This is a genomic window from Streptomyces sp. 7R007, from assembly GCF_054850255.1.
This window is the reverse complement of sequence record NZ_JBTWMV010000092.1, coordinates 1-15,005: the sequence shown is the minus strand read 5'-3', so window position 1 is coordinate 15,005 and position 15,005 is coordinate 1. Positions and strand designations below refer to the sequence as shown.

At 76.0% G+C, this 15,005-nt stretch carries 3 protein-coding genes; all 3 read right to left on the bottom strand.

The genetic code is table 11. From position 1 onward, the window contains the following. The coding region (locus ACYF6T_RS43095) for a type I polyketide synthase (protein WP_461703443.1) at positions 1-5,790 on the bottom strand (5,790 nt) is incomplete at its 3' end. Positions 5,791-5,797: 7 nt separating this feature from the next. After that, positions 5,798-12,154, bottom strand: a complete 6,357-nt coding sequence (locus ACYF6T_RS43090) for an SDR family NAD(P)-dependent oxidoreductase (RefSeq protein WP_461703442.1) — start codon at positions 12,152-12,154, stop codon at positions 5,798-5,800. Between the two features lie 12 nt (positions 12,155-12,166). Then, positions 12,167-15,005, bottom strand: a 2,839-nt coding sequence (locus tag ACYF6T_RS43085; protein WP_461703441.1) for an acyltransferase domain-containing protein, incomplete at its 5' end; no start/stop codon positions are given.

The window sequence follows — 15,005 nt, the reverse complement described above, 5'->3', positions numbered from 1 at the left end:
ACGGCACGCCATCCCCACGATCGCCACCGGCTCGTCATGGGGCGCGCGGATGGGCGTGGGCGTGGGAGTGGAGGGGTCGGTCGTCCGGCCGGGCAGGCGGGTGTGCAGGTAGCGGGCCAGCGCCTCGGGGGTGGGGTGGTCGAAGATCGCGGTGCTGGGCAGGGAGATGCCCGTCGCCGTGGTGAGCCCGTTGCGGAACTCCAGCGCGGTCAGGGAGTCGAAGCCGAGGTCCTGGAAGGCGCGGGTCGGGTCGATCGTCTCGGGGTTCGGGTGGGCCAGGACCGCCGCGATCTGGTCCCGTACGACGCCGTTGAGGGCCGTGTCCCGTTCCGGCTCCGGCAGTGCCGCGAGACGTTCGGCCCACGACGCGGACGCGGGCCGTGCCGGGGCCGGCGTCGGTGTGCCGACCAGGTCGCGCAGGACCGGCGACAGTGATCCGGCGGCGGACTGGGCGCGCAGTACGGCGTGGTCGAGCCTGGCCGGCATCAGGGCCGGCTCGCGCGTGCCGAGTGCCGCGTCGAGCAGCGCGAGCCCCTGTTCCAGGGACAGGGGCGCGATCCCCGAGCGGGTGATGCGGGCCGCGTCGGTGACGGCCAGGTCGTCCGCCATGCCGCCGTCGGCCGCCCAGCGGCCCCAGGCGAGCGAGGTTCCCGCGAGGCCCTCGGCCCGTCGGTGCGCGGCCAGGGCGTCGAGGAACGTGTTCGCGGCGGCGTAGTTGCCCTGGCCGGCGCTGCCGACGACGCCGGCCGCCGAGGAGAACAGCACGAACGCGGCGAGGTCGTGTCGTCGGGTCAGGCGGTGCAGCTGCCAGGCTCCGTCGGCCTTGGGGGCGAAGACGGCGTCCAGGCGTGACGGGGTCAGGGCGGTGACGACGCCGTCGTCGACGATTCCGGCGGCGTGGATGACGGCGGTCAGCGGGTGCCGCGCGGGGATCGAGTCGAGCAGGGCGGACAGGGCCGCTTCGTCGGTGACGTCGCAGGCGGCGACGCGGATGTCCGCGTCCAGGCCGGCGAACTCCCGCTCGATGGCGGCCGGATCGGGGCGGCGGGCGGCGAGCAGCAGGTGTCGTAGGCCGTGCTCGGTCACGAGGTGACGGGCGACGGCGCGGCCGAGTGCTCCGGTGCCGCCGGTGATGAGGACGGTGCCGTCGGGGTCGAACGCGGGCGGCTCGGGGGCGTGGTCGGCACGCGCCTTGGCCAGGCGCGGTACGAGGACGGTGTCGGCCCTCACCGCGGCCTGCGGCTCTTGCGAGGCGAGGGCGGCCCGCAGGGCGCCGGGCGCGGTCTCCTCGTCCAGGTCGAGCAGGGTGACGCGGCCGGGGTGTTCGGCCTGTGCGGCGCGGACGAGGCCCCAGACTGGGGCGGTCACCGGGCTGGGCGGCTCGGCTGCCGCTCCCCTGGTGGCGATCACCAGGCGGCCGGCCGCGAGCCGTTCGTCCGTCAGCCATTCCTGCAGTACGGCGAGCACGTGGCCGGTGGCGGCGCGGGCTCGCGCGGGTACGTCGCCGTCGTCCGGTCCGGCGGTACAGTCGACCACGACCAGGCTCGGAGCGGGCTGCCCGGCCGTCACCGCCGCCCGCAGCGCGGCGAGGTCGGGGTGCGTCGCCGCGTCGGCGAGGCCGAGGTCGTGCCGGCCGATGACGGCGCAGCTCACGGGCGGGGACGCGGTTGCGGACGCCCCCACCGGCCGCCAGGTCAGGCGGTACAGGGTGTCGTCGGCCGTGGGGTGCGCGGGGCGTCGGCGGTCGGTCCACTGGCCGGCCGGCATGGTCCGCATGCGCAGGCGGTCGACGGTGAGGACGGGTGCGCCGCCGGGGTCGGTCATCCGCAGCGTGAACTCGTCGGGGCCGGCCGGTGTGATCCGGACGCGCAGCCGGGAGGGGCCGGTGGCGTGCACGCGCACGTCACCGAACGAGAACGGCAGGCGTACCGCAGGGGCGTCCCGTGGGTAGGACTCGTCGATCGTGTGGAGTGCGGCGTCGAGCAGGGCCGGGTGGGCGACGTAGGCGCGGGTGTCGCCGTACTGCGGGGTGGTGGGCCGGATGTCGGCGAGCAGTTCGTCGCCGTGCCGCCAGGCGGAGTGGACGCCGCGGAAGGCGGGGCCGTAGTGGTAGCCCTGCTCGGCCAGGCGGGCGTAGAGCCCTGGGACGTCGATCTCGACGGCGCCGGTCGGCGGCCACGGCGCGCTGATGCCGGTCGGTTCGGGCAGTTCCGGCGGTTCGGGCGTCGATGCGGAGGCGAGCGTGCCGGTGGCGTGCCGGACCCACGCGTCCTCGTCGGCGAGACGCGCGTGGATCGTGAGCGCGCGCCTGCCGTCCTCGTCGGCGACGCCGACCGAGACCTGTACGTCGGCGCCGCTGTCGGCGGGCAGGAGGAGCGGGGTGTGCAGGGCGAGGTCCTCGATCCGGTCGCAGCCGGCCCTGGACGCGGCGGCGAGGGCCAGTTCGAGGAAGGCGGTCGCGGGCAGCGGCACGGCGCCGGCGATGTCGTGATCGGCCAGCCAGGCGTGGGCGCGCAGCGAGAGGCGGCCGGTGAGCAGGAGTTCTCCGGTGGCCGACTCGACCGTGGTGGCCAGCAGGGGGTGGTCGGCCGCGCGGACGCCGGCGGCGCTCGTGACGGCGGCGTCCGGGACGGGCCGCCAGAAACGCTGCCGCTGGAACGGGTAGGTGGGCAGCGCCACCGCGCGGGTGCCGGGAGGCAGCAGTGCGGCGAAGTCGGCCGTGGCACCGTCGACGTGCAGACCGGCCAGTGCGGTGAGGAAGGTGCGGGTCTCCGGGTGGCCCTCGCGCAGGGCCACGGCGAACGTTTCGCCGTCCGGGGCGGGTTCGCCGGCCGAGAGGCACTCCCGGGCCATGGCGGTGAGGACGGGCGCCGGTCCCAGTTCGAGGTAGCGGGTCACGCCCTCGGCGCGCAGGGTGCGCACGCCGTCGCCGAACCTGACGGGCTGCCGGACGTGCCGTACCCAGTACTCGGGGTCGCCGAGCTGCTCGTACCCGGCGAGTTCGCCGGTGAGGTTGGAGACCACCGGGATGCGCGGCGGTGCGTAGGAGAGGCCGCGCGCGACCTCGCGGAACTCGTCGAGCATGGGGTCCAGGAGCGGGGAGTGGAAGGCGTGGCTGACGCGCAGTCGTTTCGTCCTGCGTCCCCTGCCGCGCAGTCGGGCCGCGATCTCCTCCACGTCGTCTTCCGCGCCCGATATGACGACGGCCGTCGGGCCGTTGACGGCGGCCAGGGAGAGACGGTTCTCCCGTCCGGCCAGCAGCGGCAGCACCTCCGACTCGGGCGCCTGTACGGCCGCCATCGCGCCGCCGGCGGGCAGCGCCTGCATGAGGCGGCCGCGCGCGGCGACCAGCGTGCAGGCGTCCGCCAGCGACAGCACGCCCGCCACGTGTGCCGCCGCGAGTTCCCCGACCGAGTGTCCGCTGAGGTATCCGGGGGTGACACCGGTCGCCTCCGCGAGCCGGAACAGCGCCACCTCCAGCGCGAACAACGCGGGCTGGGCGAAGCCGGTCCGGTCCAGCTCGCCGTCGCCGGGCGCCCACACCAGGTCGCGGACGGAGCGGCCGAGCAGCGGGTCGAGGTGTGCGCAGACGGCGTCGAACGCGTCGGCGAACGCCGGGTGTTCACGCCAGAGCTCGCGGCCCATGCCGGGGCGCTGGCTGCCCTGCCCGGTGAAGAGGACCGCGGTGTCGCCGTCGCGCACGGCGCGGGCGGAGCGGGTCAGGCCGGGGTGCCGGCGTCCGTCCGCCAGGGCCGCCAGTGCGGCGCACAGCTCGTCGCGGCTGCCGCCGATCAGCACCGCCCGGTGCTCGAACGGCGTGCGGGTCCGGGACAGCGACCAGCCCACGGCGCCGGCATCCGCCTCCGGCCGCACCGCCAGATACCCGACGAGCCCCTCCGCCTGCGCCGTCAACGCCTGGGGAGAACGTCCGGAGAGGGGCCAGGCCACCACCAGGGTGGGGGGCGGGGTGGAGGATGCGGAATCCGTGGCGGGTAGGGGCGCCGGCGCCGGGGACGCGGCCGACACCGGGGATACGGGGGCCGTGGCCGACACCGAGGATACGGGGGCCGTGGCCGACGGTGCCGGGTCCGGGGCCGTGGTCGTGGCCGACGGTGCCGGGTCCGGGGCCGTGGCCGCAGGCTCCGGAGCCGGTGACTCGGGATCCGCGATCGCCGGCACCGGATCCGAGGCCGGGGCCGAGGCCGGGGCCCCAGAATCCACGACCGCCGACGCCGAATCCAACGCCGATGCCCCAGAACCCGCGACCTCCGACGCCGAATCCAACGCCGATGACCCGGGACCAGGGACCGCCGACGTCGAATCCGAGGCTGGTGCCCCGGGACTTGTGATCGCCGGTGCCTGAGTAGTCGTCGGTGGCGTGGGGGTCGTGGGCGATGGGTGGGCAGGCGTCGTCGGGGCTTCCTCGATGATCAGGTGGGCGTTGGTGCCCGATATGCCGAACGACGACACCGCCGCCCGGCGCGGGTGGGCGCGGCGTGGCCAGGGGACGGGTTCGGTGAGGAGCCGGAGCGGGCCGCCGTCCCAGTCGACGTCGGGTGTGGGCCGGTCGATGTGGAGCGTGGCGGGGAGCCGCTCGTTGCCGAGCGCCATGACCATCTTGAGCAGGCCGGCGATGCCCGCCGCGCCCTGCGTGTGCCCGAGGTTGGACTTGACCGCGCCCAGCCACAGCGGCCGGTCGTCCGCGCGGTCCCGTCCGTAGGCGGCCAACAGGGCCCGCGCCTCGATCGGGTCGCCCAGCCGCGTGCCGGTTCCGTGCGCCTCCACGGCGTCCACGTCGGCGGCGGTCAGCCGTGCGGAGGCGAGGGCCTGCTGGATCACCCGCTGCTGGGACGGGCCGTTCGGCGCGGTCAGGCCGTTGCTCGCGCCGTCGGAGTTGACCGCCGAGCCGCGGATCACGGCGAGCACCTGGTGACCGGCCCGCCGCGCCTGCGACAGGCGTTCCAGCAGGACGAGTCCGACCCCCTCGGAGAAGCCGGTGCCGTCCGCGGCGGCCGCGAACGCCTTGCACCGGCCGTCCGGCGCCAGCCCGCGCTGCCGCGAGAACTCGGTGAACACGGCGGGGAGGGTCATGACCGTGACGCCGCCCGCGAGCGCCATGCCGCACTCGTCGCGCCGCAGCGCGTTGCAGGCGAGGTGCACCGCCACCAGCGACGAGGAGCAGGCCGTGTCGATGGTCAGTGCCGGGCCCTCCAGGCCGAGCGTGTACGCCACGCGGCCCGACAGCACGCTCGGCGCGTTGCCGGTGATCAGGTGGCCCTCGGCGGTGCGGTCGATGTGCGGGGTGCCGAAGCCGGGCAGGGCCGTTCCGACGTAGACCCCCGTCCGGCTGCCCTTGAGCGTGGCCGGGACGATGCCCGCGCGCTCCAGCACCTCCCAGGACACTTCGAGGAGTTGGCGCTGCTGGGGGTCGAGGGTGAGCGCCTCGCGCGGGCTCATGCCGAAGAACTCGGGGTCGAAGAGGGCGGCGTCGTCGAGGAAGCCGCCCTCCCGGGCGACGCTGGTGCCGGGGTGACCGGGGTCGGGGTGGAACAGCCGGTCGGTGTCCCAGCCGCGGTCGGCGGGGAACGCTCCGATGACGTCGCCGCCGGAGCCGACCAGGTCCCACAGGTCCTCCGGCGACCGCACCCCGCCGGGGAACCGGCAGGCCATGGAGATCACGGCGATCGGTTCGGCGTCCCGCTGTTCCGCTTCGTGCAGTCGCCGCCGCGCATCGTGCAGGTCGGTGGTGACGCGGCGCAGGTAGTCGACGAGCTTCTGCTGGCTGACCATCGTGAGATCACAGACCCAGTTCGTTGTCGATGAAGTCGAGGAGCTGGCCGGCGTCGGCTTCGCGCAGCCGGTCGGCCGCGTCGTCGCCGGCGTGGTGTGCGGCCTTCCACCGGGCGAGCAGCGCCTCCAGCCGTGCGGTGACGGCGTCGGCGTCGCGCTCGTGGGCCGCGGTCAGGGCGTCCTCCAGGCGCGCGAGGTCGTCGGACGGCCCGCCGGGGTCTCCGGTTGGCCCGGCCGGCCCGGTCGCCGTGTCCGGGGCGAGTCGCTCCAGCAGGTGGTCGGCGAGCACGGCAACCTCCGGATAGTCGAAGACGAGCCCGGTGTGCAGGCGCAGTCCGGTCGCGGCGGCGAGCCGGTTGCGCAGTTCGACGGCGGTGAGAGAGTCGAACCCGAGGGACTTGAACGAGGCGTCCGCGGGGACCGCGCCGGTGCCGGTGTGGCCGAGTACCGTCGCCGCGTTGCCGCGGACGAGGGTGAGCAGCGTTTTCCTCCGCTCGGGCGGGGCCATGCTGCGCAGCCGCGTCGTCCAGTCCTGCTGACGTTCTCCCGGTGCTTCGGCGCGGCGTCCGGGTGTGCCGGGTGCGGCGGCGAAGTCGCGCAGGGGGGCGGGCAGTTCGCCGGGCGGGCGACCGGTCAGGGCGCTGGCGTCGAAGCCGAGGGCGACGAGTGCGGGGCGGCCGTCGCGGCGTGCGGCGTCGAAAAGGGCGAGGGCCTCGTCGGTCGGCAGGGGTGTGATGCCCAGCCGTGCGAACCGGGCCAGGTCGGCCTCGGTCAGCTTCCCGGTCAGCCCGCTGATCTCGGCCCACAGGCCCCAGGCGATCGACAGTCCCGGCTGCCCGCGGGCCCGCCGGTGGGCGGCGAGCGCGTCCAGGTAGGCGTTGGCCGCGGCGTAGTTGGCCTGCGCGGGGGTGCCCAGGGTGGCGGCGAAGGAGGAGAAGACGACGAACATGCCCAGCCGCAGCGGGGCCGTCGCCTCGTGCAGGTGGTGGGCCGCTGCCGCCTTGGCGGCCCACACGCGTGCGAGGTGACCGGGTGTCAGCGAGCGGACCATCGCGTCGTCGAGGGTCCCGGCGGCGTGCACGACGCCGGTCAGCGGGTGGTCCGGGTCGGCGGCGACGAGTCGGCGTACGGCGTCGGGGTCGGTGAGGTCGGCCGCGACGATGCGCGCGTCGGCGCCCAGTTCCGCCAGCCGGCCGCGCAGTTCCGTCGCCCCGGGGGCGTCCGGGCCGCGCCGGCTGACCAGGAGCAGGCGCCTGGCCTGCCGGGTCCGGGCGAGGTGTTCGGCCACCGCCGATCCGATGGTGCCGGTGCCGCCGGTGATGAGCACGGTGCCGTCCGGATCCAGGGCGGCGGGCACGTCCAGCACCAGCTTGCCCGTGTGGCGGGCCTGGCTCATGAACCGCAGCGCCTCCCGCGCCCGGCCCAGCGGCCAGGCCCGCACCGGAAGCGGCTTCAGCGTCCCGTCGGCGAACAGCGCGGTGAGCGTGGCGAGCATCGCGCCGACGCGCTCCGCACCGGCGTGGGCGAGCAGGTCGAAGGCCACGTAGGAGGCGCCGGGGCAGGCCGCCGGGTCGCGTACGTCGGTCTTGCCCATGTCGATGAACCGCCCGCCGGGCGCGAGCAGGCGCAGGGAGGCGTCGGTGAGGTCGCCGGCCAGGCTGTTGAGCACCACGTCGACGCCTCGGCCGCCGGTGGCCGCGCCGAACGTCTCGGCGAAGCCCGCGTCGCGTGACGACGCCCGGTGCTCCGCGTCGATCCCCATCCCGGCGAGCACGGGGTGCTTGCCGGTGCTCGCGGTCGCGTACACCTCCGCGCCGAGGTGCCGGGCGATCTGCACCGCCGCCATGCCGACGCCGCCGGTGGCCGCGTGCACCAGGACCCGTTCTCCGGCGCGCAGTCGAGCGAGGTCGACGAGGGCGTACCAGGCGGTGAGGAAGGCGACCGGGGTCGCAGCCGCCCGCCGCAGGTCCCACCCGTCCGGTACCGGTACGACGGTACGGGCGTCGGCCACCGCGATCGGTCCGAGGGCTCCGTCGAACAGCCCCATCACCCGCTCGCCGGGCGCCGGTCCGGCCACGCCGGGTCCGACGCCGAGGACGACGCCCGCGCCCTCGCTCCCGGGCTGGGCTCCGGTGTCGGGGTACATGCCGAGCCCGATCAGGACGTCGCGGAAGTTCAGGCCGGCGGCGTGCACGGCGATGCGGACCTGGCCGGGGCCCAGCGGCTCCAGCACCTCGGGGCAGGCCACCGCGGTCACGTCGTCGAGCGTGGCGTCCGCACCGGCGGCCAGCCGCCACGCCCGCTCACCGGGCGGCCCGGTCAGCTCGGCCGGCTCGCGTACCGGAGCCATGCGGGGTACCAGGACCCGGCCGTCGCGCACCGCGACCTGTGGCTCCTCGGCGGCGAGGGCGTGCCGGAGGGCCGGGGCGAGGTCGTCGTCGTGCTCGATGTCGGCCAGGACGAACCGGCCCGGTTGCTCCGACTGGGCGCTGCGGGTCAGCCCCCACACCGCGGCGCCGGCCGGGTCGGGGTCGTCCGCGGCGACGGCGCCCCGGGTCACCAGCACCAGCCGGCTGTCCCGCCGGCGGGGTTCGGCGAGCCAGTCCTGGAGCAGGCCGAGCGCGCGTTCCACGGCGGCCGGTCCGTCGCCGGTCGCGAGGTGCGCCACGGCGACGGGCGGCGCCGGTGCGTCGGCGTCCAGCGTCTCGACGTCCTGCCAGTCGATCTCGCCGGCCGGGTCGGCGGGTGCCGTCCGCGGCGTCCACTCGACCGTGAACAGCCCGTCGGGCACGCGCCGCAGCCTGTCGATGCTCACCGGCCGCAGCGTGATCGACTCGGCGGTCAGCACGGGAGCTCCCGCCGGGTCGGTGACGACGACGCGTACGCCGTCCTGGGGGCGCTCGCCGCGCGGTGAGACGCGGACGCGTACGGCGGTGGCGCCGGTCGTGTGCAGGGAGACGCCGGACCAGGCGAACGGCAGCCACAGGCGTCCGTCGTCGAGCGGTCCCGTCAGCAGGACCGGCTGGAGCGCGGCGTCGAGCAGGGCGGGGTGGATGGCGAAGCCGCCGGTGTCCCCCGCCGCCTCCGGCAGGGTCGCCTCGGCCAGCAGGTCGCGGCCCCGCCGCCAGATCGCCCGCAGGCCGCGGAAGGCCGGGCCGTAGGCGTAGCCCGCCGCCTCCGCTCGGCGGTAGAGGTCCTCGACGGGCAGCGGCTCGGCGCCGGCCGGCGGCCAGGGTCCCGGCTCGCCCGCGTGGTCGGGCGGTCCGGGCGCGAGGACCGCCGTGGCGTGCTGCGTCCACTCGGCGGTGCCGGAGGTGGAGTAGGCCCGCGCCTCCCGGCGGCCGTCGGGGCCGGGCGGGTCGACCAGCACCTGGACGTCGAGGGCGCCGGACGCGGGCAGGAACACCGGATGGAGCAGCGTCAGTTCCTCGATCCTCGCGCAGCCGGCGTCGCCGGCCGCCCGCAGCAGCCACTCCGCCTCCGCCGCGCCCGGCAGGATCCGGTCGCCCGCGACCAGGTGCTGGGCCGCCCAGCCGTCGCGGGCGGCGGACACGCCGGCGGTCAGCATCCGCCCGCCGTCGGCCAGGGCCACCGACCCCGGCGGCAGCGCCCCGGCCGCACGGGTGGCGGTCCGCCCGCCGGCCCGGTCCGCCAGCCAGTACCGCGTGCGCTGGAAGGGGTACGTCGGCAGGTCGACGAGCCGGGGGGCCGGATCGCGGGGGAACCAGGCGGCCCAGTCCACGGCGGCTCCGGCGGTGTACGCCTCGCCGAGGGAGAGGGCGAGCCGGGTGAGGTCTCCCTCGCCGCGGCGCAGCGTGGGCACGGCGGCGGCGGTGACCTCGGCCGCCTCGAACGTCTCCGCCAGGCCCACGGTCAGCACCGGGTGCGGGCTGGCCTCGACGAACAGCCGGTAGCCGTCGTCCAGCAGCGCCCTGACGGTGCCGGCGAACCGCACCGGCCGGCGCAGGTTGGCGATCCAGTAGGCGGCGTCGAGTGCGCGGGGGTCGATCCGGGCGCCTTCGAGGGTCGAGTAGAACGCCACCTCGCAGCTCGTGGGCGTGACGTCCGCCAGCGCCTCGGCCAGGCCGTCGGCGATCAGGTCGACCTGCGGGCCGTGCGAGGCGTAGTCCACGTCGATCAGCCGCGCCCGCACTCCGCGCCGCTCCGCCGCCGCGATGACGCCGGCCACCGCGCCGGGCGGGCCGGAGACGACGGTGGAGCGGGGTCCGTTGACCGCGGCGATCGTCACGTCGCCGGTCTCCGGCAGCAGGGCCGCGGTGTCGTCGGCGGACGCGCCGACGGAGGCCATGGCGCCGGTTCCCGACAGCTTGCGCAGGGCCCGGCCGCGGGCGGTGAGGATCGTCGCGGCGTCGGCGAGCGACAGGGCCCCGGCGACGCAGGCGGCGGCGATCTCGCCCTGGCTGTGCCCGATCACCGCGGCGGGCTTGACGCCGTGGTGCTCCCATACGGCGGCCAGCGCGACCATGACCGCCCACAGCGCCGACTGCAGCACGTCGACGCGGTCGAAGTCCGCCGCGCCGGTGCGCAGCACCTCGGTCAGCGACCAGTCGACGTGCGGGGCCAGGGCCGTCTCGCACGCGGCGATCCGGGCGGCGAAGACCGGTGAGGTCCGGAGCAGTTCCCGGCCCATGCCGGCCCACTGCGACCCCTGGCCGGGGAACACCAGCACCGGTTCCGCCCCCACGACACGGCCCGACACGACCGCGGGATGCGCCTCGCCCGCCGCGAGCGCCGCCGGCGCGGACGCCCGGTGGTCGGCGAGGATGACGGCGCGGTGTTCGAAGGCCGCACGACCGGTCGCCAGCGACCAGCCCACCTCGGTGTCCGTCGCGTCCGGGCCGGCCGCCAGGTATTCCGTCAGCCGCCGTGCCTGTGCGCGCAGTGCCGCTGTGCTGCGGGCCGACAGTACCCAGGGCACGACCGGCGGCTCGGCGGCGGGGCGTGCGGGTGCGGGCTCGTCCGGGGCCTCCTCGACGACGAGGTGCGCGTTCGTCCCGGAGATGGCGAACGAGGAGACCGCGGCCCGGCGCGGGCGGTCGCCGCGTGGCCAGGGCGTGGCCTCGGTGAGCAGCCGTACCGCCCCCGAGTCCCAGTCGACGTACGGGGTCGGCTCGTCGACGTTGACGGCGGCGGGCAGCAGGTGCGCCCGCATCGCCAGCACCGTGCCGATCACGCCGGCCGCGCCCGCCGCCGCGACGGTGTGTCCGATGTTGGCCTTGACCGACCGCAGCCACAGCGGGCGGTCCGGCGGCCGGTCGCGTCCGTAGGTGGCGAGCAGCGCCTGGACCTCGATCGGGTCGCCGAGGCGGGTGCCGGTGCCGTGCGCCTCCACGACGTCCACGTCGGCCGCCGTCAGCCCCGCGTTGGCCAGCGCGCGGCGGATGACCTCTTCCTGGGCGAGGTCGTTCGGGGCGGTCAGCCCGTTGCTCGCGCCGTCCTGGTTGACCGCGGAACCGCGGATCACCGCGAGCACCCGGCGGCCGTTGCGACGCGCCTGTGACAGCCGTTCGAGCAGCAGCAGACCGGCGCCCTCGGCGAACACCGTGCCGTCGGCGGCCGCGGCGAACGGCTTGCACCGGCCGTCGGGCGCCAGGCCGCGCTGCCGGGAGAACTCGGTGAACAGGGCGGGGGTGGACATCACCAGTACGCCGCCCGCGAGCGCCAGCGTGCAGTCGTCCTGGCGGAGCGCCTGGCAGGCGAGGTGGATGGCGACCAGGGAGGCCGAGCAGGCGGTGTCGACGGTCACCGCCGGGCCCTCGAACCCGAACGTGTAGGCCACGCGGCCGGAGATGACGCTGGTGCTGCGGCCCGTCGTGGCGTGGCCCTCGAAGCCCTCGGGCACCCCCGGCAGACCGGACAGGTAGTCCTCGCCCGACATGCCCGCGTACACGCCGGTGCGGGTGCCGCGCAGGGAGTGCGGGTCGATCCCGGCCCGCTCCAGGAGTTCCCAGGACGTCTCCAGCATCACGCGTTGCTGCGGGTCCATGGCCAGCGCCTCACGCGGGCTGATCCCGAAGAACGCGGCGTCGAAGCGGTCGGCGTCGCGGAGGAAGCCGCCGCGCCGCTGGTAGCTGGTGCCGTGGTGGTCGGGGTCGGCGTGGAAGAGCTCGTCCAGGTTCCAGCCGCGGTCGGCCGGGAACGGGGAGAGTGCCTCGGCGCCGTCGGCCAGCAGCCGCCACAGCGCCTCGGGAGAGTCGGTTCCGCCGGGGAGGCGGCAGGCCATGCCCACGACGGCGATCGGCTCGGCGGCGCGCTCCTCCATCCGGCGCAGGCGCTGCCTGGTCTGGTGGAGGTCGGCCGCGACCCGCTTGAGGTAGTCGACGAGTGTGTCCTCATCCGCCATGGTGGGTCACCTTCAGATGGCTCCGAGTTCGTTGTCGATGAAGTCCAGGACCTGCTCGGCGGACGCGGACCGCAGCCGGTCCACCACCTCGGTCTCCTCCGTCTTCTCCGCCTCGTCGGGCAGCGCGCGGTCGGCGGCCGAGCGCCGGTTTCCCGAGGGGGCCGTGTCGTCGGCGCCGAGCCGCCTGAGCAGTTCGCCGGCCACGCCCCGCGGGGTGGGGTGCCCGAAGATCAGGGCGACGGGGAGTGTCAGTCCGGTGGCCGAGGCGAGCCGGTCGCGCAGGTCTACGGCCATGACGGAGCCGAGGCCCAGGTCGGTGTAGGTGGCGTCGGGCGGCACGCCGGCGGGGCCGGAGTGGCCGAGCACGGCGGCGGAGTGGCCGCGCACCAGGTCCAGGACGAGGCGCTGGCGTTCCCCGGCGGTCACGCCCGCGAGCTTGCCGGCCCAGTCCTCGTGCCGCTCTTCCCGGCCGGCCGAAGCGGCGGTCCGGCGCCGGACCACACCGCCGTTCGTGCCGTCGGAGCGGCCCGCTCGCGTCTGCTCGGCGGCGGACCGCAGCGCCTTCTCGTCCGCCCGGCGCAGGGTGACCTCCGCGTCGAGCACCGGCCCGCCCGCCGGGTCGGTGAGGGTGAGCCGTACGGGCTGGTCGGGTTCGGGGCCGCGCGGCGAGAGACGGACGCGGACCGAGGTGGCGCCCGAGGCCCGCAGCGCCACGTCGTTCCAGGTGAACGGGAGCCAGACCGCCGCGTCGGCGAACCGGCCGACCAGCAGCGGGTGGAGCGCGGCGTCGAGCAGCGCCGGGTGCACGCCGTAGCGGTCGTGGTCGCCGGCGCCGTCGGGCAGTTCGGCCTCGGCGAAGACGTCCGCGCCCCGGCGCCACACCCTGCGCAGGCCCTGGAAGGCGGGCCCGTAGCCGTAGCCGGCGGCCGCCGTCCGCTCGTAGAACCCGGTCAGGTCGACCGGCTCGGCGCCGGCGGGCGGCCAGGTGTCCGACGACGGCCGGTCGGGACCGGCGGGTTCGCCGCCGCCGAGCACTCCGGTGGCGTGCCGGGACCACTCGCCTCCGGTGTGGGCGTACACGTGGACCGGGCGCCGCCCGTCGTCCCCGGCCGCGCCCACGACGACCTGGATTCTCGCGCCGCCCGGCTCGGGCACCACCAGCGGCGTGTGCACCACCAGTTCCTCGACGGCGCCGCAGCCGGTCTCGTCGGCGGCCCGCAGGACCCATTCGAGCTGCGCCGCCCCGGGGACCAGCAGTGTCTGGGCGACCAGGTGATCGGCGAGCCACGACGGCCGGTGCGGTGTCACCCGGCCGGTGAGCAGGACGCCCTCGCCGTCGGCCGGCTCGACGCTGGCCCCGAGTACCGGATGCCCGGTCGGGCCCAGGCCGAGGTCGGCCGGGTCGGCGGTCCCGGAGCGGCCGGTCAGCCAGTAGCGCCGGCGCTGGAAGGTGTAGGTGGGCAGGTCGGCGACCTCCGGGGGCGGTCCGGCCGGGCTACGGCTGCTCCAGTCGACCTCGACTCCGACGGTGAACGCCCGCGCCAGAGCCCTGGTCAGCTGCTCGGGTCCGCCCTGGTCGCGGCGGAGGGTGGGCAGGGCGGCGGCCGGAACGCCGGCCTCTTCGGCGCACTCCTCGACCGCGGCGAGCAGCACGGGGGTGGGGCTGGCCTCGATGAACACCCGGTGCCGGTCGGCGATCAGGGCGGCGACGGCGGCGGCGAAACGCACGGGCCGGCGCAGGTTCGTCACCCAGTAACCGGCGTCGAGAGCGGTGGTGTCGGTGCGTCGGCCGGTCACGGTGGAGTAGAAGGGGACGTCGGCGGGCTTGGGGGCGATGTCCGCCAGCGCCGCGGTGAGTTCCGCGGTGACCTCGTCGACCTGGGGGCCGTGGGAGGCGTAGTCGACGTCGATGATCCGGGCCCGGACTCCCTGGTCCCGGGCGGCGGCCACGACGGCGGCCACCTGGTCGGGCGGTCCGGAAATCACTGTCGCAGCCGGGCTGTTGACGGCGGCGACCGCCATGCCGGCGCCCTCTCCGACGAGTTGGAGCGCCTGCGCCTCGGACGCCAGCAGCGACGCCATGGCGCCGTGACCGGACAGGCGGCGCAGGGCCTTGCTGCGGACGGCGACGATCTTGGCGGCGTCCTCCAGCGAGAGGGCGCCGGCGACGCAGGCGGCGGCGATCTCGCCCTGGGAGTGCCCGATGACGGCGGCGGGAGTGACGCCGTGCTCGGCCCATACGGCGGCCAGCGCGACCATCACCGCCCACAGCGCGGGTTGGACGACATCGACGCGCGCGTACTCTGTTCCGTCCCCGCGCAGCACCTCGGTCAGCGACCAGTCCACGTGCGGGGCGAGGGCGTGCTCGCACTCGGTGATACGGGCGGCGAACGGCGTTGAGGTACGCAGCAGTTCGGCGCCCATGCCGGCCCACTGCGAGCCCTGACCGGGAAACACCAGCACCGGAGTGGTGCGGTCGGCCGCGGTGCCGGTCAGCACGTCCGGGTCGGGTACGCCGTCCGCCAGTGCCGTCAGACCGCCGAGCAGCCGGTCGCGGTCGTCGCCGACCAGCGCGGCCCGGTACGCGAACGCCGACCGGCTCCTGATGAGCGACGCCCCGACCGCCGCCGGCGTCAGCTCGGGGTGGGCCGTCACGTGCTCGGCGAGCGTGCGGGCCTGCGCGCGCAGCGCCTCCGGCGACTTCGCCGACAGCGGCCACAGTCCGGCCGACAGCTCCACTCCACGCTGCTCCGGTGCCTGTTCGAGGATGAGGTGGGCGTTGGTGCCGGAGATACCGAACGACGACACCCCCGCCCGCCGGGGACGATCCACCTCCGGCCACTCCCGCGCC

Excerpts from the sequence above, each read along its gene's own strand:
- ACYF6T_RS43090 (WP_461703442.1), bottom strand. The coding sequence starts at position 12,154 with ATGGCGGATGAGGACACACTCGTCGACTACCTCAAGCGGGTCGCGGCC.